15 protein-coding genes are annotated in these 19,723 nt (G+C 64.2%); 3 read left to right on the forward strand and 12 right to left on the reverse strand.

Annotation, left to right across the window (positions count from 1 at the left end; translation table 11 throughout):
• Positions 1–33: 33 nt before the first annotated feature.
• A complete protein-coding gene (locus tag J8I29_RS26450) occupies positions 34–1,047 on the reverse strand; it encodes an amino acid ABC transporter substrate-binding protein (RefSeq protein WP_105862831.1) in 1,014 nt (337 codons plus the stop codon).
• Positions 1,048–1,775: 728 nt separating this feature from the next.
• Between J8I29_RS26450 and metC the strand changes: the two genes are divergently transcribed.
• Positions 1,776–2,966 (forward strand): cystathionine beta-lyase, encoded by a 1,191-nt coding sequence (gene metC, locus J8I29_RS26455; protein ID WP_209433941.1) that lies wholly within the window; start codon positions 1,776–1,778, stop codon positions 2,964–2,966.
• Positions 2,967–3,122: 156 nt separating this feature from the next.
• Here metC and J8I29_RS26460 read toward each other — a convergent pair whose 3' ends face one another.
• From J8I29_RS26460 to J8I29_RS26475, 4 genes are all read right to left on the reverse strand, one after another.
• On the reverse strand, positions 3,123–3,473 hold the full coding sequence (locus J8I29_RS26460; RefSeq protein ID WP_105863221.1) for a lipid-A-disaccharide synthase N-terminal domain-containing protein: 351 nt from the start codon (positions 3,471–3,473) through the stop codon (positions 3,123–3,125).
• Complete coding sequence (locus tag J8I29_RS26465) at positions 3,463–4,212, reverse strand: glycosyltransferase family 2 protein (protein ID WP_105862828.1); 750 nt, start codon at positions 4,210–4,212, stop codon at positions 3,463–3,465. Before J8I29_RS26465 ends, J8I29_RS26460 begins: the two co-directional genes overlap by 11 nt.
• Before the next feature lie 13 nt (positions 4,213–4,225).
• Positions 4,226–5,038, reverse strand: coding sequence for a phosphatase PAP2 family protein (locus J8I29_RS26470; protein ID WP_209433942.1), 813 nt, complete (start codon positions 5,036–5,038; stop codon positions 4,226–4,228).
• A gap of 118 nt (positions 5,039–5,156) precedes the next feature.
• Positions 5,157–6,059 carry a cell envelope integrity EipB family protein gene (locus tag J8I29_RS26475; protein ID WP_181161183.1) on the reverse strand — a complete coding sequence of 301 codons (903 nt, stop codon included), beginning with the start codon at positions 6,057–6,059 and terminating at the stop codon, positions 5,157–5,159.
• Between the two features lie 228 nt (positions 6,060–6,287).
• On the opposite strand from J8I29_RS26475, the gene parE reads away from it, so the two are divergent.
• Positions 6,288–8,387, forward strand: coding sequence for a DNA topoisomerase IV subunit B (gene parE, locus J8I29_RS26480; protein ID WP_105862825.1), 2,100 nt, complete (start codon positions 6,288–6,290; stop codon positions 8,385–8,387).
• Between the two features lie 179 nt (positions 8,388–8,566).
• On the opposite strand, the gene J8I29_RS26485 is transcribed toward parE, so the two are convergent.
• The 6 genes from J8I29_RS26485 to J8I29_RS26510 form a co-directional block, all read right to left on the reverse strand.
• On the reverse strand, positions 8,567–9,748 hold the full coding sequence (locus tag J8I29_RS26485; protein ID WP_209433943.1) for a mandelate racemase/muconate lactonizing enzyme family protein: 1,182 nt from the start codon (positions 9,746–9,748) through the stop codon (positions 8,567–8,569).
• A 68-nt stretch (positions 9,749–9,816) separates the two neighbouring features.
• Positions 9,817–10,929, reverse strand: a complete 1,113-nt coding sequence (locus J8I29_RS26490) for an ABC transporter permease (RefSeq protein ID WP_209433944.1) — start codon at positions 10,927–10,929, stop codon at positions 9,817–9,819.
• A gap of 1 nt (position 10,930) precedes the next feature.
• Complete coding sequence (locus J8I29_RS26495) at positions 10,931–12,109, reverse strand: ABC transporter permease (RefSeq protein ID WP_209433945.1); 1,179 nt, start codon at positions 12,107–12,109, stop codon at positions 10,931–10,933.
• Positions 12,106–13,833 (reverse strand): ATP-binding cassette domain-containing protein, encoded by a 1,728-nt coding sequence (locus J8I29_RS26500; RefSeq protein ID WP_209433946.1) that lies wholly within the window; start codon positions 13,831–13,833, stop codon positions 12,106–12,108. Before J8I29_RS26500 ends, J8I29_RS26495 begins: the two co-directional genes overlap by 4 nt.
• A 12-nt stretch (positions 13,834–13,845) precedes the next feature.
• On the reverse strand, positions 13,846–14,871 hold the full coding sequence (gene hlyD / locus J8I29_RS26505; RefSeq protein ID WP_209433947.1) for a secretion protein HlyD: 1,026 nt from the start codon (positions 14,869–14,871) through the stop codon (positions 13,846–13,848).
• A complete protein-coding gene (locus J8I29_RS26510) occupies positions 14,868–15,566 on the reverse strand; it encodes a CerR family C-terminal domain-containing protein (RefSeq protein ID WP_209433948.1) in 699 nt (232 codons plus the stop codon). The genes hlyD and J8I29_RS26510 overlap by 4 nt, the downstream gene beginning before the upstream one ends.
• Between J8I29_RS26510 and J8I29_RS26515 the strand changes: the two genes are divergently transcribed.
• Entirely contained in the window at positions 15,559–15,771 is a 213-nt protein-coding gene (locus J8I29_RS26515) for a hypothetical protein (RefSeq protein WP_209433949.1), read from the forward strand. The genes J8I29_RS26510 and J8I29_RS26515 overlap by 8 nt on opposite strands.
• Positions 15,772–15,791: 20 nt before the next feature.
• Here J8I29_RS26515 and J8I29_RS26520 read toward each other — a convergent pair whose 3' ends face one another.
• On the reverse strand, positions 15,792–19,286 hold the full coding sequence (locus J8I29_RS26520; RefSeq protein WP_209433950.1) for an autotransporter domain-containing protein: 3,495 nt from the start codon (positions 19,284–19,286) through the stop codon (positions 15,792–15,794).
• Between the last annotated feature and the right edge of the window lie 437 nt (positions 19,287–19,723).

Raw genomic sequence — 19,723 nt, forward strand, 5'->3', positions numbered from 1 at the left:
CGAACAGTCCTTCCAGGACAGGTCCTGCGATCGTCAGCGGATCGGCGGGGCGTATTGCAGGCCGCCCTTGGTCCACAGATTGTTGAGGCCGCGATCGATCTTGAGCACGGTCTTGGGACCGAGATTGCGGTCGAAGCTCTCGCCGTAATTGCCGACCTGCTTGACGATCCGATAGGCCCACTGATTGTCGAGGCCGAGTTGCTTGCCGAAGTCACCCTCGGTGCCGAGCAGGCGCTTGATGTCCGGCTTGTCGGACTTGACCATTTCCTCGACATTGGCCTGCGTCACGCCGGCCTCTTCGGCCGAGAGCATGGCGTAATGCACCCACTTCACCACGTTGAACCATTTGTCGTCGCCCTGGCGCACGGCCGCAGCGAGCGGCTCCTTCGAGATGATCTCCGGCAGCACGACATGCTCGTCCGGATTGGCCATCTTGACACGCACCGCGTACAGACCCGAGGCATCGTCCGTATTGACGTCGCAGCGCCCGCCTTCATAGGCCCTCGCGGCTTCCTCCGGTGTGTCGAAGCTGACGATGTTGTAGGGCAGGTTGTGGGAGCGCATGAAATCCGAGATGGTGAGCTGGCCGGTCGACCCCTGCTGGGCGCAGATCGAGGCGCCCGAAAGCTCCGTCGCCGATTTCACGCCGAGCGACTTCTTCACCAGAAAGCCCTGCCCGTCGTAAAAATTGACGCCGGCGAACAGCATGCCGGCGGTGTCGCGGCCAAGGGTCCAGGTGGAATTGCGGTTGAGCACGTCGATTTCACCGGACTGCAGGGCCGTGAAGCGGTCCTTGGTGGAAACCGGCACGAATTTGGCCTTGGTGGCATCGCCCAGCACCGCCGCCGCGATCGCCCGGCAATAGTCGACGTCGAGACCGGCCCATTCGCCCTTCTCATTGGGGGCGGCGAAGCCGGGAAGGCCGGTATTGACGCCGCAGATCACCTGGCCGCGCTGCTTGATGGTGTCGAGCGTATCGGCATGTGCGCCGAGCCCACTCAACGCCAGCGCCGCACCGGCTACTGCGGTAAGGAGTGTCTTTCTCATGGATGGAGGCCCCTGTTTACTTCGTTGTCAGTGTAATGAGAATGCCCTTGAGTGGCTGGCCGCGGAGTGAGAACCGGGCCGCCCCGCCGGGCATGTTTGACGTCCTCAAAGCTAAAGTGCGTTCACTCGGGACTGCGCTCCGGCTCTGGTTCTTTGTTTCGACGCGCCTTGGCGATCTTCGGCCTATCCGCCAAATCCCTCAACGCTTTAGGACAAAACACGTTTGGACGGAACGCATTTTGAACCTTATCCTTGTTATCGACGGCAGGGCGAGGTCCGAAACCATCGCCAGACTGCTGAACGTCGTCATTTTTATGGACTGCCGTCACCTCTTCCTGCATTCGCGAATGGATGTTTCGAGCGTCCCCGGCTCAAGGGCCGGGAGGAACGGGCTGTTCCGTCGAGGAAGTAGATTGACGAGCTCAACGGTCCGGACATGCCTCGCCGGAGCTGAGGAGCGACCTGCCGGCCGAGCGTGCTGAAGCGGTCATTGCAAGGTCCCCCGTATCGATCTGTCCCGCGGCAAAAGCGCCCAGCTTGTTCTCGCCAGTTGCGACCCGTGCCTTATTGCCGATTGCAAGCACTTTGGCCGCTCACGTCAAGCGGAATTCGTGAAGTGGAGTGGAATATTCACAAAACTGGTCTGTGGAAGACGCCGTGGCCTTCGAGATTGACGCAGGAGCGGCCGCGGCCGAATGTAACCGTTTCAGGACTCAGTCGAATCTATCATGAAGAAGATCAGCAAGGACGAGATCGCGACGTTCGGCGAGAATACGCGTCTGGTCATCGGCGGGCGCGAGCCGTCGGACTATCACGGCTTCGTCAACCCGCCTGTCTATCACGGCTCCACCGTTCTGGCTCCGACCACCAAGGACCTCATCAACCACACGCCGCGCTACAGCTATGGCCGCCGTGGCAATCCGACGAGCGATGCTCTGGAAGAGGCGCTGAAGACGCTCGACGGCAGCGCCGGCGTGGTGCTCTGTCCCTCGGGGTTATCAGCCGTGTCGACCGCCCTGCTCTCCTGCCTTTCCGCCGGCGACCATTTGCTGATGGTCGATTCCACCTATCAGCCCACCCGTCAGTTCTGTGACAGGGTCCTCAGCCGCTTCGGCATCGAGACGACCTATTACGATCCGCTGATCGGTGCCGGCATCGAAACGCTGATGCGCCCGAATACGAAGGCGGTCTATCTGGAAGCCCCGGGTTCGCAGAGCTTCGAGATGCAGGACGTGCCCGCGGTCGCCGAGGTCGCGCACCGGCACGGCGCGGCCGTCCTGCTCGACAACACCTGGGCCACCCCCTTGTTCTTCGACGCCTTCGGGCATGGTGTCGACCTGTCGATCCAGGCCGGTACCAAATATATCGTCGGTCATTCCGATGCGATGTTCGGCGTGGTCTCGGCCTCGCGCAAGGCCTGGCCGGCCCTGAAGAGCTTCCATGGCGATGCGGGCCAATGCGTGGCGCCCGACGACATCTATCTGGCGATGCGCGGGCTGCGCACCATGGGCGTGCGCCTGCGCCAGCATCAGGAAAGCGCGCTAAGGGTGGCGAAATGGCTGTCCAAGCGCCCCGAGGTGCAGCGCGTGCTGCATCCCGCGCTGGAGGGGGATCCGGGCCATGCCATCTGGAAGCGCGATTTCAAGGGCTCGTCCGGCCTGTTCTCCATCGTGCTGCAGCCGGCGCCGATGGAGGCGATCGGCGCCTTCCTGGATGATCTGAAATTCTTCGGGCTCGGCTATTCCTGGGGCGGCTATGAAAGCCTCGCCCTCCCCTTCGACTGTTCGAGCTACCGCTCGGCAACGAGCTGGGATCCCGGCGGCCCCTGCGTGCGCCTGCATATCGGCCTGGAGGACGTCGCCGACCTGATCGGCGATCTCGACGCGGGCCTGGCCCGCTTCAGGGCGGTAAGGGGGTGACTTTCGCTGTGCATGGAGTGTCGATCTTCAGATCGACCTTCTTGGAAACGGCGTACTGTATTAAGGAAGATGTCGATCCGAAGATCGACACTCCGATTGCGTCTTGGGCCGCAAAGCTGGCAGCCACCAAGCGATTGGGCGGCCGATGGCCCTTTACTACGTCGTTCCCTGCCCCTGCGCGGCGTCCTTCGCCTCGCGCTTTTCCTTCAATACCAGCGAGACGTTGCGGATGTAGATCGCCAGCCCAGAGCCCTGGCCGATGATGTAGACCAGGTCGGCTCGCACCAGGGCATAGAGGAACAGCAGGCCGCCGCCACCGATCGACAGGATCCAGAAGCTGAAGGGAATGACGCTCTTGCCGGCCCGCTCGCTCACCCACCACTGGATCACGAAGCGGGCGGTGAACAGGGCCTGGGCGAACAGGCCGAGGATCAGCCAGAAGTCGAAATTGGTGTAGAAGACATTGTGAAGATAGCCGCCGAGGGCGTTCGACAACTCAATCAGCATCCTGCCCTCCTCCGCTGACCACCGGCACGCGCCTGCGCCGCCGGATCAGCCACCACACGCCGACGAGATCGAGAATGCCGACCCACAGCCTGTCGAAGAAACCGTAATTGGACACGCCGGTCAGCCGCGGTCGGTCGACCACGTCGACATGGCCGACCTCGAAGCCCTCGCGCTTGACCAGGGCCGGCATGAAGCGGTGCAGCGCATCGAAATAAGGCAGGGCCAGATAGACCTCGCGGCGAATAGCCTTGAGGCCGCAGCCGGTGTCGCGCGTGCCGTCCTTGAGGACATAGGCCCGTACCTTGTTGGCGGTGCGCGACTGCCAGCGCTTGAAGCCTGTATCCTTGCGGCCGAGCCGCTGCCCCGCGATCATGCCTGTCTTGGCACCGCCGGCAATCAGGGCATCGACCAGAGCGGGAATATAGGCCGGGTTGTTCTGGCCGTCGCCGTCGATGGTAACCATCAGCCGGCCGCGAGCATGACGAATGCCCGTGCGTACCGCGCAGGACTGGCCGCAGGACTGATCATGGCGCAGGCTACGCAGGAAGGGCAGTTCGCCCTTCAGCCGAACGAGTTCGGCCGGTGTCGCATCGCTGGAGCCATCGTCGACATAGACGATCTCGAAACTGCGTCCAGCCAGGGCCGCCGCGATCTCCCGGATCAGCGGCTCGACATTGCCGGCCTCGTTGCGGACCGGAACGATGACGCTGATCTCAGGCGCATTGTCTTGTGATGACATGAAGAGTCGAACCTCAGCGGCGCGCTCGCCACGCCTCGATCAGCGTCTTTGCCGCGTCTTGCCCCCGCAACGCAAGAGCACCGTCGTGGTTTTGCCGGAAAACAAGACCGCGGCGCCCCAGAAAGTCGGCGAACCAGAAGGTGGCGAACCAGCCGAACAGGGCGCCAGCCACCACATCGGCGGGATAATGGGCCCCGAGGATCACGCGGCTCAGACAGACCAGCCCGCCAAGCGCGAACAGCCAGGGGCGCCAGCGCGGGCCGCAGAGCAGGATGACCACCGCAATCACGGTCCAGGCCGTAGTGGCATGGCCGGAAGGGAAGCTCGCATTGGCGGCGCGCCAGGAAAAGGGCTCGAAACTCCAGCTCGCGCCCGCCTCGATATGCAAGGGACGGACCCGGCCGATGGCACGCTTGATGACATTCACGGCCAGCCCCGTTCCCGCGATGGCGACAAAGGCGAAGGCAAGCTGCAGCCAGAGCTGGCGCAGGGCGGCATCGAGCCGCGGCGGCAACTCCAAATCGACCACGGCCAGCAGGACGAGCGCCACGCCGAGCGGAACGAGATAAAGGCCCGAATCACCGAGATAAGTGACGATACGCGCCAGCCGCACCACGACATGCGGCCATTCGGGCAGGATGTGCAGGGAAGCCGGATCGGCGAGCGCCATCAGGGCGATGACCAGCATGCCACCGAAAGCGACGGCGGCCGGGGTGGCCACCCGTCCGAACAGCGGCCGCGCCGGCAGGCGTGCCGGTGCCCGCAGCCGTTGGCCGAGCGCGCGCCAACTCTGCGTATGCGACCATTGACGAATGGCATTTCTCATGGGGTGGCGCCCCCGGCGAATGGGCCGGTCCTCCCGGCTCCGCCGGGCGATGGAGCAAAAACGGCATTGCCAGCGCGCGCCATGCCGATCTGAAGACCGGCACACCGAAATCGCCTGCTCACTTGCATTCCGTCTGCGGCAGGAAATCGAGCGAGACCATCGTCCCCTTCAAGCGGAAATCGCCATAATCCAGAGTCAGGTTGCCCGAAATGCCATCGGCATAGAGTTCGAAGGACATGGTATAGACGGGGGTCTCCTCGCCGACAGCCTTCTTGGTCGGGTCGAAATAGGAGATCGTCACCGGCCAGCGATCGACGCCATCGAGCTGCTTGGCCTTGGCCTCGACGCCGTCGCGCGGCTTGTCGGGACCGATCTTGGCGCCGATCACCGCCAAGGTGTTGTAGATCTTCTGGCCGCCATCCGATCCGTCATAGACCTGGCTCTCGAACACGCGCTCACCGGCCCGGGCTGCCATGACGATCGCCTTCATCTGACCGGTCGGGAAGAGAACCCGCTCCGAGAGATCGAATTTGGTGGATTTGGGCTTTTTCAGTGCGACGCCGACCACCCCGCTCTCGGCCCGGCTGGCCTGGCCATCGACTGCGCCGTCCAGCTTCTGATTGGTGAAATTCTGCGAATTGAAGCGGAAATTGCGCCCCTTGTCGTCCTCGAACGTCGTGGAGCGCAGATCCGAAGTGTTGACGCCGCCGCCGCTCAAGCCGATTTCGGTGACCTGCCTGAAATTGAGGGCATAGCCGCTGCAGGCATTGCCGGAGAAATCATAAACGATGCGCCCGCGCATGCTGTCGACGCTGGACTGGTCCTTGCGGCGGTCGAGCGCGAGGTCGTAGACGGCCCGATGCGCCACGAAGGGGACGGGCGCCGCCGCGGGGATCGCAGCCGTCGCCGCCGCCTTTTGGGGCGCAACGGCGTCCTGAGCCAAAGCCGTTCCCGGCATCGCCACGAAGAGCGCGGCCGTAAGAAGCGCGGCCTTTGGATGGACCGGAAGTGTCATCCGCATGAAGCAAATTTCCGTTTCAAAAATCGGCACTAGCATAAGTGGCCTGCCTGAGTGCCACAATGCTCAAAGAGCCTGTCAATCATGACGGAATTAGGCCCTCGAACCGTGCCGTTCCACATTCATCAACAACACCGTTTACGATCCGTTCGCGGCTGCGATACGAACATGCCATAATGAGCCAAACTGCGAATCGCGCCAGCGCGACGCATTGTGCGAGATACCGACTGCATGAGTGATACCTCCGATCTGTTCGGGAGCGACAAGCCTGCCCTCTCCAAGACGAGCACCAATAAGGCCGACAATGCGAAGCGACCCTCGACCCAGTCGATTGCGGCTGCCTTGAAGGCAGGCCTTCCCTCCAAACCCGCTGCGGCGAAAGGCGGCGAGGACGGCTATGGCGCCTCCTCCATCCGCGTGCTCGAGGGCATCGAAGCCATTCGCATGCGCCCCGGCATGTATATCGGTTCGACCGGACCGGAAGGCGACGGCCTGCACCATCTCTTCGCCGAAGTGATCGACAATTCGATGGACGAGGCGGTGGCCGGCCATGCCACCTTCATCGATGTGGAACTGACGGCCGATGGCTTCGTCTCGATCACCGACAATGGGCGCGGTATTCCGGTCGAGCCCCATCCGCAGTTTCCCGGCGAATCGACCCTGCAGGTCGTGATGACCAGGCCCCATTCGGGCGGCAAGTTCAACTCCGACGCCTACCAGACCTCCGGCGGTCTTCACGGCATCGGCGTCACCGCGGTGACCGCGCTGTCTGAGCTCATGGAGGTGGAAGTGGCGCGCGGGCGCGAACTTCACCGCCAGCGTTTTGCGCGCGGCGTGCCGCTCGGTCCCGTCGAGCACATCGGTGCCGCCCCCAACCGCCGTGGCACCAAGGTGCGGTTCAAGCCCGACATCGAGATCTTCAAGCACGGCATCGCCTTCGATCCCAAGCGCCTGTTCAAGATGGCGCGTTCGAAGGCCTATCTCTTCCGCGGCGTCGAAATCCGCTGGAAATGTGCGCCGGAACTGCTGGCCGGCCACAGCGACGTGCCGGCGGAGGAGAGCTTCAAGTTTCCGCGTGGCCTGGAAGATTATCTGCGCTCGGCCAGCGAGGGCCTGGAACTCGTCACCGAGCAGATGTTCTCGGGACGCGTGCCCAAGCCGGAGGGACATGGCTCGGTGGAGTGGGCCATCGGCTGGTTTGCCGAGGATGAAGGCTATGTCTCCTCCTATTGCAATACCGTGCCGACCCGCGAAGGCGGCACCCATGAGGCGGGCCTGCGCATCGCCCTGCTGCGCGGCCTGAAGGATCATGCCGAGCGCATCGGCAACAAGCGCGCCAACCAGCTCACCACCGAAGACGTGATGGCCTGCACGGCCGCCATGCTGTCGGTGTTCATCCGCGAGCCGGAATTCTCGTCCCAGACCAAGGCCAAGCTGGTGACCACGGAAGCCAGCCGCATCGTCGAGCAGGCCCTGAAGGATGCCTTCGATCATTGGCTGGCCTCCATGCCGTCCCAGGCGGCAAAGCTGCTCGACTTCGTGGTCGAAAGAGCCGAGGAACGCCTGCGCCGCCGGGCCGAGAAGGACGTCGCCCGCAAGACGGCCACGCGCAAGCTGCGCCTGCCCGGCAAGCTCGCGGATTGCTCGAACAATGCCGCGCAAGGCTCTGAATTGTTTATTGTCGAGGGCGATTCCGCCGGCGGTTCCGCCAAGCAGGCCCGCGATCGTGCCAACCAGGCGGTGCTGCCCTTGCGCGGCAAGATCCTCAACGTCGCCAATGCCGGCAAGGACAAGCTTGCCCAGAACCAGCAATTGCAGGATCTGGGACAGGCACTCGGCTGCGGCATGGGTTCGCATTACCGCGACGACGATCTGCGCTACGAGAAGATCATCATCATGACGGACGCCGACGTCGACGGCGCCCATATCGCCTCGCTGCTGATCACCTTCTTCTGGCGCCAGATGCCGCGCTTGATCGAGCGGGGCCATCTTTATCTTGCCGCCCCGCCGCTCTACCGCCTGACTCAGGGCACCAAGTCGCTCTATGCGCGCGACGACGCCCACAAAGACGAGCTGGTGAAATCGGCCTTCAAGCCCAACCAGAAGATCGAGATCGGTCGCTTCAAGGGCTTGGGCGAGATGATGCCGGCACAGTTGAAGGAAACCACCATGGATCCCAAGAAGCGCACGCTTCTGAAGGTGGTTGTGGTGGACGAGGAGCGCGCGGAAACCTCGAGTTCGGTGGAACGGCTGATGGGCAACAAGCCCGAAGCCCGCTTCGCCTTCATCCAGGAACAGGCAGCCTTCGCCGGCGAACTGGTGGATATCTGAGACCGACAAGCCGCATCTTGGCGGGCGGGTTCCCAGACCCGCTTGGATACGCAGCGCTCTCGTCCGCTTCTTTTTGCACATAGAGCGTTTCCAAGAGCGGACGAGACGTCCTCGCATCCAGGCATTCGTCCCATCGAGGCTCGGTTCTCGAAATCACCGAGGACCTCCTGGGCGCGCCCTCAGCGCAGCGGCAGGCGCTTGTAGCGACCCGGCTCTTCCGGGTCATGATGCTGAGTATAGGGCCCTTCCTCCAGGAACAGCCTGTGGCAGAAGGCGAGCTTGTCCTTGGACAGGGTAACCCCGAGGCCGGGCCCCTCGGGTACGGCGATAAGATTGTCGATCGGCGCGAAGACGCCTTCCTCCACCACGTCGTAAGGCTGCATGCGGAAGAGCGACTGGCTGGGCTCGCGCAGATGCGAGAAGGCGGCGCTCAGATGCAGATAGACCGCGCTGCCGATGCCGGTATTGGCGCTGTAGCACCAGAAATCGATGCCCATCGCCTCGCAGGCGCCGATGAAACGCACCGTGCGGCCGATGCCGCCATGCACGTTGACGTCGGTGACGATGGCATCGGGTACGCCGAGTGCCACCGCCTTGCGGATATCGACATTGTGTCCGGAAAACGGAATGGCAGTGTGCCGGCGCAGCGCCGCCATCTCCTCGAAGGTGGCGCAGGGCTCTTCCCAGTTGCGGATGTCGAGCTCCTCGATACGGCTGGCGATGCGCTTGGCCTCCGTGATCGAATAGGCCATGTTGGAATCGATGCGGATGATCGCATCCGGCCCGAGCTGCCGGCGCATCAACCGGAGCGCCTCGATGCTCGGCTCGGGATCGCGGGTGCAGAGCTTGCCCTCGAAGATGGTGGTGCCGAACCGCTCCTTCAGGCCAACGCAGTATTCCGCCACCGCCTCGGGCGTGAGCTCCCCGCCCTTGCCGTTCCTGGCCTGGCGGAAGCCGAAATAATCGGCAAAGGCGATCTTCTTGCGCACGGCGCCTCCGAGCAGGTCGTAGAGCGGGCGTCCCGTCGCCTTGCCCTTGATGTCCCACAACGCCGTCTCGATGGCGGCGAAGGCCCGGATAGCGGCGAAGTCGACATTGGAGGTCACGCCGCGCCAGCTCGGCAGGCAGACGAGTTCGGCACCGGCGATATCGTGGGCATCGCGCCCGATCAGGAGGGGTGCCATTCGCTCGATGATGGCGCAGGCGTGCCAGGACGCCGCCTCGCCGAGCCCGGTGACGCCCTCGTCCGTCTCCACCTCGACCACGCAACGCGAGGATCCCGGCAGCCAGCCGAAGGACCACCAGTAAGGCGCCTCGATCGGCAGGTTGATCGGCGTGGCGCGGATGGTGGTGATCTTCATGGGACGGGGGATCCTGGCGGTGGCGGGAAAGAAGCTGTGGCTCGGATGGGCATGATTGGCAAGGCCGCTTACTCCAATCGGCGGCGGAACAGCCAGCTGGCGAAGCCCAGCGAACCGGCCGCGATCACAGCCATCGGCCAGGTATTGGCAAGCACTGCGTCGAAAGGCAGGTCGCGCAGGAACACGCCCTTCACGATCACCAGGAAATAGCGCAGCGGATTGATGACCGTGACAGGCTGCAGCCAGGCCGGCATGTTCTCGATCGGCGTGGCGAAGCCGGACAGCAGCATGGCCGGCACCAGGAAAAGGAAGGCCCCGAGAATGGCCTGCTGCTGGGTGGTCGACAGGGCCGAAATGAACAGGCCGATACCCGCGACGGCGAGGAGATAGAAGACCGCACTGCCATAGAGCAGCAGCAGCGAGCCCCGCAGCGGCACCCCGAAGATCAGGACGGCAGCCACGATATAGACGGTGAGATGAAAGCTGCCGATCAGCATGGGCGGCAGCAGCTTGCCCAGCAGGATTTCATGCGTGCGCAAGGGCGAGACCATGAGCTGATCGAAGGTGCCGAGCTCCCGCTCGCGCGCGATGGACAGGGCCGTGACGATCAGCCCGATCAAGAGGGCGATGGCGGCGACCAGATTGGGTACCATGAACCATTGGAAGATCAGGTTCGAATTGAACCAGTTGCGCGCGACCACGTCGATGGCCCTCCCGCCTGCCGCCTTGCCGAGGGCGGTATCGGCGGCCAGGCCCGCGGCGATCTGGTTGAGATAACCCGCCACGATCTGCGAGGCATTGGACTTGCGGCCATCGAGCACGAGTCCGAGATCGGCGGGCCGGCGCCCCTCGATATCGCGCGAGAAGGCGGGGCCGATTTCGATGGCGGCGATGACCTCCTGCCTGTCGATGGCGGCGCGCAGCTCCGCCGGGTCCTGGGTGCGCCGAACGGAACGGAAGGTGGGCGAGCCCTCGACGCGCCGGATCAACTCCTGGCTCCAGGCGCCGTTGTCGCGGTTGAGCACGAGAATATCGACATTCTTCACCTCCAGCGTGGCGGCGAAGGAAAATACCAGGAGCTGGAGGATGGGCGGCACCACCAGGATGATGCGGCTCTTGGGATCTCGCAAGATGCCCAGCAACTCCTTGATGATCAGGGCCCTGAGGCGCGTCAGTCCCATTTCAGCCGATCCTCTTGCGGGTGCTTCGGGCCGCAGCCAGGAAGAAGATGAAGCCGATGAACAGCATCACGGCGATGGCCTGGAGGAACATCGGCCAGATGTCGCCGGCCAGGAACACCGATTGCAGGCTCGGGATCAGGTAGCGCACGGGCAGGATCAGGGTGAGCCACTGGATCACCTCAGGCATCGAATTGATCTCGAACAGGAAGCCGGAGAGCAGGAAGGCGGGCAGGAAGGCCGAGATCAAGGCGAGCTGCGAGGCCAGGAACTGGTTCTTGGTGGCGGCCGAGATCAGGAGCCCCTGCCCCAGCGCCGGAATCAGGAAGCTCGCCGACAGGGCGTAGAGCGCCAGCAGCGAGCCCCGAAACGGTACGCCGAACAGGAGCACCGCCACCAGCACGCACAGGGTCATCGATGCCAGGCCGAGCAGGAAATAGGGTATGAGCTTGCCGGCCAGCAATTCGGCGGCGCCGACGGGCGTCGCCATCATCGCCTCCATGGTGCCGCGTTCCCATTCGCGGGCCACCACCAGCGAGGTCAGCAGCGTGCCGATCAGCGCCATGACGATGGCGATGGAGCCGGGAACCAGGAAGTTGCGGCTGGTCAGCTCCGGGTTGAACCAGAAGCGTTGCTCCACCTCGATCGCCGGCTGGCCGAGGCCGCGCTCGCCGCCCCGGATCGCCGCCCAGCTGGCGACGACGCCGCGGGCGTAGTTCTGCACGAAATTCGCATTGTTCGGGTCCGAACCATCGACGAGGACCTGGATCGCCGGCCCGGCGGCGGAGGCGAAATCGGCGGCGAAGGTCGCGGGAATGACGACGATGCCCTTGATCCGGCCGAGGATCAGCGCCTCTTCGAATTTGCGCCGGTCATGCCCCTGCTCGACTTCGAAATAGCCCGAGGCCTGGAAGCTCGCGGCGATGTCGCGGGTCAGCGGCGACGGGTCCTCGACCACCAGTCCCACCCGGGTGCGGGTGGCGTCGAGCGAGACGCCATAGCCGAAGATGAAAAGCAGGATCAGCGGCAGCACGAAAGCGATCAGGATGGAGCTGGGATCGCGGACGATCTGGTAGCTCTCCTTGCGCACCAGAGCAGCAAAGCGCCGCAGTCGAGCGGAACGGTTCGCCTCCACGAACGCGGCTTCCCCGGCGACGGAGGATATCGCTTCGTGCTCGCTCATGCCGCCTTGGCCTCCGAACCCTGCACCAGCGCGATAAAGGCATCCTCCATGGTCGGATCGGGATTGGCGGCATCGGCCACCCGCGCCTTGAGTTCATCGGGCGAGCCCAGCGCGATGGAGCGCCCGCGATAGATAAGCGAGATGCGGTCGCAATATTCGGCCTCGTCCATGAAATGGGTAGTGACCAGCACGGTCACGCCCTTCTCGACCAGCGCGTTGATATGGGTCCAGAATTCGCGCCGCGTGATCGGATCGACTCCCGAGGTCGGCTCGTCGAGGAACAGCGCTTCGGGTTCATGCATGACGGCGCAGGCAAGCGCCAGGCGCTGCTTGAGGCCGAGCGGCAGGTCCTTGGCGGACATGGTCCTTCGCGGACCGAAATCGAAGATCTCGGTCATCAGATCGATGCGCTCACGCTTGCGCGCACCGGTCAGGCCGTAAACGCCGGCAAAGAAGGCAAGGTTCTGCGCCACGCTGAGATCGCCATAGAGCGAGAATTTCTGGGCCATGTAGCCCAGCCGGTTGCGGGCCTCGGCCGAGTCGCGCCGGAGGTCGAAGCCGGCAACCCGGCCCTCGCCGCCGGTGGGCTTGAGCAAGCCGCACAGCATCTTGAAGGTGGTGGACTTGCCGGCGCCGTTCGGCCCCAAGAGCCCGAAGATCTGCCCGCGCGGGATCTCGAAGGAAATATCCTGCGCTGCGGCGAAGTCGCCGAAATGCTTGGTCAGCCCCCGCGCCTCGATCACCGGCCGCCCCTCCTCGACGGGCAGCGCCCGTGTCGCTTCGGCCAGAAGCGAGCGGCCACCAGGGCCACCGCCGAGCAGATCGACGAAGGCGTCCTCGAAACGCGGCTGGATCGGTTGGGGCTTGGCGCGCGCCCCCGCGGCTCGCGCGGCCTCCTCGGCCAAGCCAATTTTATCCCCCGTCACCAGCCGGATGGCCTGGCCCTGAATGACGCCATCGACGATCCCCGGCACGGCGAGCGCGCGGGCCAGGGCCGGCCGGCGTCGTCCCTCGATGCCGCCGAGACGGAACACCCGGCCATCGACCTTGCCGGTGAGTTCGGAGGGCTTGCCGGCAAACAGCAGCTTGCCCCGGTTCAGCAACAATACGCGGTCGCAGGCCTGAGCCTCGTCGAGATAGGCGGTGGACCAGACCACGCCGATGCCCTCATGGGTCAGGTCCTCCACCATCTTCCACAGATCGCGCCGCGAGATCGGATCGACGCCGACGCCCGGTTCGTCGAGCAGCAGCAGGCGCGGCTTTTTCAGGAGTGCGCAGGCCAGGCCAAGCTTCTGCTTCATGCCGCCGGACAGCCGCCCCGCCAGCCGGCTGGTGAAGGCGGCCAGATCGGTGAAGGTGAGGAGTTCGTCGAAGATGGCGGCACGCTCAGCCTTGGGCAGCCCGCGCAGATCGGCATAAAGATCGAGGTTTTCCTGCACCGACAGATCCTCGTAGAGGCCGAAACGCTGCGGCATGTAGCCGATCGCCGCCTGGATCGAGGCCGCGTCGCGGGCGGTGTCGAAGCCTAGCACCGTCAGGCTGCCTTCATCGGGCAGCATCAGGCCCGTCATCAGGCGGATAAGCGTGGTCTTGCCGGCACCGTCGGGGCCGACCAGCCCGGTGATCTCGCCCGGCCGGATCGAGGCCTCGATGCCGTCGAGAGCCTGGATGGCCTCGCCGAAGCGTTTGCTGACACTGCTGATCTGGACGACCGCATCGGTCATGATCGGTGCCTTTCAGGGCTTGCCGCCATTCGCCGTTGGCACATCGGACAGGCGTACCGTCACCGGCATGCCCTGCAGGAGTGCGCTGTCGGGCTCGTCGACCACAATGCGAAGCCGATAGACCAGATCGGTGCGCAGTTCCGGCGTCTCCACCGTCTTCGGCGTGAATTCGGCGACCGGCGAGATGAAGCCGACGCGCCCCTTGTAACGCTTGGCCGGATCGGTATCCGAACGCACCTCCACCGCCGTGCCGGTATGCACGCGGCCGAGGTCCGTTTCGGCAATGAAGGCACGGATCCAGACAGGCCTGGTGAGCGACAGCACGAAGGCGATGTCGTTGGGAGCCAGGATCGCTCCCCTCTCGCGAACGCGCGAGAGAATGACGCCATCGGCGGGAGCGACCAGGATGGTGTCCGAGACGGTTGTCCGGGCCGAAGCGAGATTGGCTTCGGCTGCCTCCAGACTGGCCTTGGCCGCAGCGATATCCTCCGAGCGCGTACCCTGCTCCAGCAGGGTCAGTGCTTCCCTGGCCGCGTTCACCCGGGCCCGTGCCGCGTCGCGAGCGGCGACCGCCTGGTCGAGCCCGCCCTGGGAGACGGTGCCGCTCGGCCGCAGCTGGAAGGAACGGGTATAGCTCTGTTCGGCATTGATGAGATCGGCCTGGCGTTCGGCCAGCACAGCCCTGGCCTGCGCGATTTCGGCGGCGCGGGGCCCGGCTTCCAGCTTGGCGAGCGTCGCGCGCTGGCTGGCCGCCTGCGCCTGCGCCACCTCGACGAGGTCCTGATAGGGCCGGCTGTCCAGCCGGGCGAGCGTATCGCCGGTCTTGACGCTGTCGCCCTCGTCCACCAGCGTCTCCGCAAGCCTGCCGCTGACGCGAAAGCCGAGCTGCACCTGCCGGATGTCGACATTGCCATAGAGAACCAGCTCCTTGTCGGCGCGCTCGACCCAGCCCAGGCGTTGGGGCAGGTCGAACCACCAGGCGGCAAGCCCACCGGCGGCGATTGCCAGCACGACAAGGGGAATGACGGCCTTCTTCATGAGCGGCCTCCTTCCGCGGCCAGCGCAGCGACGAGTTCGCCGGCATGGCGCCGCACGGTTTCAACCTCTTCGGCACCGATTGCATCCCAGGCGAGATGCCGCTTCACGGCCGCATGCGCGACCCGGAAGACCATCAGCCCGCCAAGAAGGGACAGGGTGCGCAGCCTGACAGGGCGGGAAGCCCCATTCTCGCCGAGCACGATGCCCACCAACGCGGTTGCCGCCTCGAGCATGGGCTTCATCACCTGCGCGAAGATACGTTCGAAGGCTTCCGTGGGTTCCATCTGCTCGCGGATGAGGAAGCGGGCCAGCGGCTCGGATATCGGGCCGATGAACAGGGTCGCCATGGTCTGCGTCAGCTCGGTCAGGAAGACCTGGGCCTCGTGGCGGTCGATCGCCTCTCCGCCGCCCGCGGCCTCGGCGAGTCGGGCCCGGATGCGTCCGCCCAGCCCGCCGACATGGGATGAAATAAGGCTGGCGATATGATCGGCCGTGGCGACGTAGAGTCCTTCCTTGCTGCCGAAATAATAGGTGATCGCCTGCAGGTTGACGCCGGCGGCATCCGCCAGCATGCGGGTCGAGGCGCCGTCGAAACCATACCGACCGAAAACGCCGATCGATGCATCGAGCAGCTTCTCGCGGGTTGCATCGCCGCGGCCGTTCGGGGCCGGAGAGGAGGATTGTTTCTTGACCATGACGCAACCCATAGACGAAATTCGCATTTCAGTCAATCGATTGAATTATAACCCGTGGTACGAACTGCAGCCTCGGGATGACACAATGAAACCGCCGGATATCGGTGCATCGATATCCGACGGCGAAACGATTAACCTATCCCTCGATGCATCTGCGGCGGGTGGGCCGGAGACCTACCCGCCGCAATGCCGCCTGTGGGCATGACACCGCAGCAGTCTTGCCGATCAGAACCGCCAGCTGAACTTGCCCGACACGTTCTGGTCGAAGCTGCCCCGGCGGGCGAACTGGCCGCCATAGGCCACGCTCAGCGTCGCCGACTGGCTGAGGGCGAGGTCGAGCCCCGCCTTGGCAACCAATGCATCTTCGGCGATCGGAACACCTTCGACACCGAACGGCGTTCCACCATCGAAAGCGAACCGACCGACGGGTGTGGTATCGCCGAAGGCGTGGCGCCAGCCGAGCGTGGCGCTGAGGCGTGCCGTCAGGCTGGCGAGCTCGAAGGCGGTGGAGGCCCGCAGCCCCAGCGTGCCGAAGGTCACGTCCGTAGTGGAGGACGAGGCCGCAAGCGCGGCATTGCCGCCATGCTCATGGAAGCCATCGCTGTTGAGGTCGAGGAAGGTGAAGTTGGCGAAAGGCTCGAAACCGAAGGCGCCGAAGCGCAGATTATAGCCGGCCTCGCCGAAGACCTGGGCCGTGCCGGCCCGGTAGTCGGCGCTGACGCCCTGCCCGCCCGCCACGCGGCCGGTGGAGATGTCGTGCCAGGTGTAGAAGGCGCCGGCCCGCAAGGCGAGCTGCCCCACCATCGTGCCGGCATAAAGGCCGAGATGGTAATTGTCGCTGTCACCGCTGCCCAGGCCCCGGGTGCTGAAGCTGGTGCGGCTATAGCCCGCGAGCGCACCGAGCCGGACATCCGTCTCACCGAGCGCCACGGGCGTATCGGCGCCGACCAGGAAACCGCCGCTGTTGCGCGTCATGCCGGCGGCGTTGCCGGTGCTGCCCGAGCGCCCCCAGGAACCGAAACCCTGCCCCCAGACGGAAAGCCCGACCGCCGCCGGAAGCGCTGCCGGTGAAGCCGAAGCCTCGGGCGTATTCGAGGCGCCGAGTGAGGCGAACTGCATGGGCATGGCGGAAGCCGTCCCGGCCCCCGTCGCTGGCAGGCCTGCAGCCGCCGTCGTCTCGAAAGCCGACCGCAAGCGATCGGTCGCCATGGCGCTCAACTGGCTGTCGCCTTCGATCAAGGCGGTCCGTGTGGAAACATTGACCTCTCCCGACAGCGAGGCCAGGTGGCCGGCGAGATCGGCGCCGGCATTGGCCACCAGGAAATCGTCGAAGAGGGCATTACCCCTTCCCAGCGACTCCAGTCCCGCCGCCGCGGCACGCTGATTGACCGTCTGCCCGACGCTCGCAAAGCTGCGGCCGTTGCGGCCGATGGTCATCGTCACTTCGGTAGGGTCATAGCCGAAGCTCGCCCCGAGGAAGGCATAATCGGGCAGCGCGCCTTCGAAGCGCCCGCTGACGCCGCCTTCGGCGGTCAGGATGGTGTATTCCTTGCCATAGAGCGAGAGCAGCTGCTCCTTGCTCAACAGACTATTGCCGCCCTGGGCGCCGATCAGCACGGTGCCGCCGTCCAGCGTCGCCTTGCCGGTCACCGCAATCTTGTCGGCCTTGTCGCCCGCGCCGACATCCACCTGGTAATAACTGCCCTGGCTGAAACGGGCATCGCCCTTCACCGTCAGCACGCCGGCACCGGTCGGCGTGACCAGGCTGCCCGATTTGGCCTCGAGACCGCCGATGGCACCGCTGCCGCCAAGTGCCGCACCCCGATCGACCGTCACGGTCGAGGTCAGCGAGCCATCGACGACCAGGGTTCCCTGCTTCACCAGCGTGGGTCCCGCATAGGTGCCCGTGCCGGTGAGGCGCAGCCCCCCTGCCCCGAGCTTGGTGAGCCCGCCTTCGCCGGTGATCGCCTGGCCTAGCGTCACGGCATTGCCCGCGCTGGCGACGTCGAGCGAACCGCCGACGCCTTCCAGCACCAGGGCGCGATCGAGGCCATGCATATCATCGCCGATGATGCGCAACGTGCCGTCGGCCAGACGCAGCCTGGCCTGCGAAGTGCCGAGCGCCGCATCCTCCTCGACGATCAGCACGCCCTTGTCCTTGACCAGCGTCTCGCCGATGAAGGAGTGGTCGTCGATGCAATATTCCTGGATCGCCTGCTGGAAGCGCGGATCCTTGCTCGCGCAATCGAGAAGGGTCTTCTTCTCCTCCTCCGTCAGGCCGGCGAGAATGGGATTGCCGTTCGCGTCGGAGATCTGGCCGAGATAGATGTCCCTGCGCATATTGTTGCGGGTGAGGAAGAACTCCTTGCCGTCCTTGGCGAAAGTATTGGCTTGCTCGCCCCAGACCAGGCGCGTCTTGTCCGAACTCTTGCCGCCTGCCGTTTCGGTGTAGCTCTCGAGCGCCGGACCGATCCATTTCAGGTTGTGCGCGACCGGTTCGTGATCCGATATCGGCGCCTTGGTGCCATCGGGCTTGGTGACATACACATCCTTGATGACACCGGAATAGGGATCATTGGGATCGTCGGCGAGCACATACCATTTGCCGAAGGGACGCGAGGCCAGGAAGTGGTCGATCTTGGTGCGGTCCCAGCTCGCCCAGGTATTGGTGTCGTCCTCCCCCGCGGAGGGCCAGGTCGAGCTGCCGTCGTTGAGGTCGTGCGGCTTGAAATGCTCCCGCTCGGCTTCCGTCTGCAGCAGCATATATTGCTTCTTGAGGACGTTCATCGTCACCGGCTGGTTGTCGGCGACCGGATAGGTTTCATCCTTGAAGGTGATGCCCTTGGCCTGGGCATCGAGCGCGATGATCTCTTCCCATTGCCGCCAACTCATCTGGCCGATATTGGTGATGCCGGGATATTTGCTCCGGTTGGCGTCGAAATAGGCCTGGATGACGCTGCGATATTTCTCCTTGCCTTTGCCGCCGGAGCGCATGTCGTCGAAATAGGCCTGCGCCTTGGCGAGCTGGTCCGCGCCCAGATATTCATCCCTCAGCTTCTTGTAGAGCGCGTTGTCGCCGTAGGAACCGACGACATAGCCTGCATAGAAATAGGACTGCTGCGCAGCGCTCATCAGCCCGCGTTCGGCGACGTCGCCTGCATTGAAATCCCCCATGAGGATGACAGGGCGCGAAGACGTCTTCGCCCACTCGTTGAGGGCCTGAGCCTCCTTGACGCGTCCCTGCGGGCCGTCGGCATAATCGAGATGGACGGTACCGACCACCGTCTGCGGCCGCCCGCCCTGCTGGTCCGCTATGGTGTAGCTGATATTGCGCCCCTGCGTGGAAATGCCGGGCAAGACATAGGTGCCAAAGCTTCCCGGCAGCCGGGATATGATGCCGACGTCCCCGATCTGGACTTTCCCATAGGTGCCCAGTCCCGCCTTTTCGAGAAAACCCGGAATATCGGAAACATACTTGCTGCCATTGACCTCCTGCATGCCCAGGACGTCGAAATTCACCTTGGTCATGAAGTCGGCCACGACTTCCGGATTCTGCTTGAACTGATTCCAGATGTTCAAAGTCATGATCCGCAATGTGCCGTCATCCTGGGCCAGGCTCGGCGTGGACGCCAAGGTGCACAGCGCCACCCCGGATAACAAATGCGCACCGATGCCGAAGAGCCCGAGCCGCCATTCGCGGCGACTATCCCCAATAGCCATTGCAATACCCCCAATTGAATCGATCACGGGGGTGGCCATGACCAGGATCCGCTGAAAGCACCCAGCCCGATCGAAGTAACATTTTGCCACCCACACTCTTCGTGGTGGCACAGCCAAATGTCACCTTTATTACAATTTGTCGGACACACAGCGCGCCTGCATCTCACAGGCGGCTATGGCTTTCGGGCAGGCGGCCTGAAGATCGCGATAAAACGGGAAATTATCAGTAATAGGGCGCCATTCATTAGCTTTTTGGCCAGGTATTGCCTACTATCGGGCATAAACGCGAAGGCACAAAAATGTTGTTTTGATTACATTTTGGTTCCGGTAACCGTCGGGTGACGGCGGTTCCCAGGCCCCATGACATCGCATCGGGCGAGTGGGTGGCCAGGGCATACCCGGCGACATTTTCCCTTGAAACATTTCCGCGGGGATGG

It is taken from the genome of Labrys sp. LIt4 (assembly GCF_017813775.1).
In the GTDB taxonomy this organism is placed as follows: Bacteria; Pseudomonadota; Alphaproteobacteria; order Rhizobiales; family Labraceae; genus Labrys; species Labrys okinawensis_A.

Coding starts and splice junctions, on each gene's coding strand:
- J8I29_RS26495 (WP_209433945.1), bottom strand. CDS start 12,109: ATGAGCGAGCACGAAGCGATATCCTCCGTCGCCGGGGAAGCCGCGTTC.
- J8I29_RS26490 (WP_209433944.1), bottom strand. CDS start 10,929: ATGGGACTGACGCGCCTCAGGGCCCTGATCATCAAGGAGTTGCTGGGC.
- hlyD (WP_209433947.1), bottom strand. CDS start 14,871: ATGAAGAAGGCCGTCATTCCCCTTGTCGTGCTGGCAATCGCCGCCGGT.
- J8I29_RS26470 (WP_209433942.1), bottom strand. CDS start 5,038: ATGAGAAATGCCATTCGTCAATGGTCGCATACGCAGAGTTGGCGCGCG.
- J8I29_RS26485 (WP_209433943.1), bottom strand. CDS start 9,748: ATGAAGATCACCACCATCCGCGCCACGCCGATCAACCTGCCGATCGAG.
- J8I29_RS26500 (WP_209433946.1), bottom strand. CDS start 13,833: ATGACCGATGCGGTCGTCCAGATCAGCAGTGTCAGCAAACGCTTCGGC.
- J8I29_RS26520 (WP_209433950.1), bottom strand. CDS start 19,286: ATGGCTATTGGGGATAGTCGCCGCGAATGGCGGCTCGGGCTCTTCGGC.
- J8I29_RS26460 (WP_105863221.1), bottom strand. CDS start 3,473: ATGCTGATTGAGTTGTCGAACGCCCTCGGCGGCTATCTTCACAATGTC.
- J8I29_RS26475 (WP_181161183.1), bottom strand. CDS start 6,059: ATGCGGATGACACTTCCGGTCCATCCAAAGGCCGCGCTTCTTACGGCC.
- J8I29_RS26510 (WP_209433948.1), bottom strand. CDS start 15,566: ATGGTCAAGAAACAATCCTCCTCTCCGGCCCCGAACGGCCGCGGCGAT.
- parE (WP_105862825.1), top strand. CDS start 6,288: ATGAGTGATACCTCCGATCTGTTCGGGAGCGACAAGCCTGCCCTCTCC.
- J8I29_RS26450 (WP_105862831.1), bottom strand. CDS start 1,047: ATGAGAAAGACACTCCTTACCGCAGTAGCCGGTGCGGCGCTGGCGTTG.
- J8I29_RS26465 (WP_105862828.1), bottom strand. CDS start 4,212: ATGTCATCACAAGACAATGCGCCTGAGATCAGCGTCATCGTTCCGGTC.
- metC (WP_209433941.1), top strand. CDS start 1,776: ATGAAGAAGATCAGCAAGGACGAGATCGCGACGTTCGGCGAGAATACG.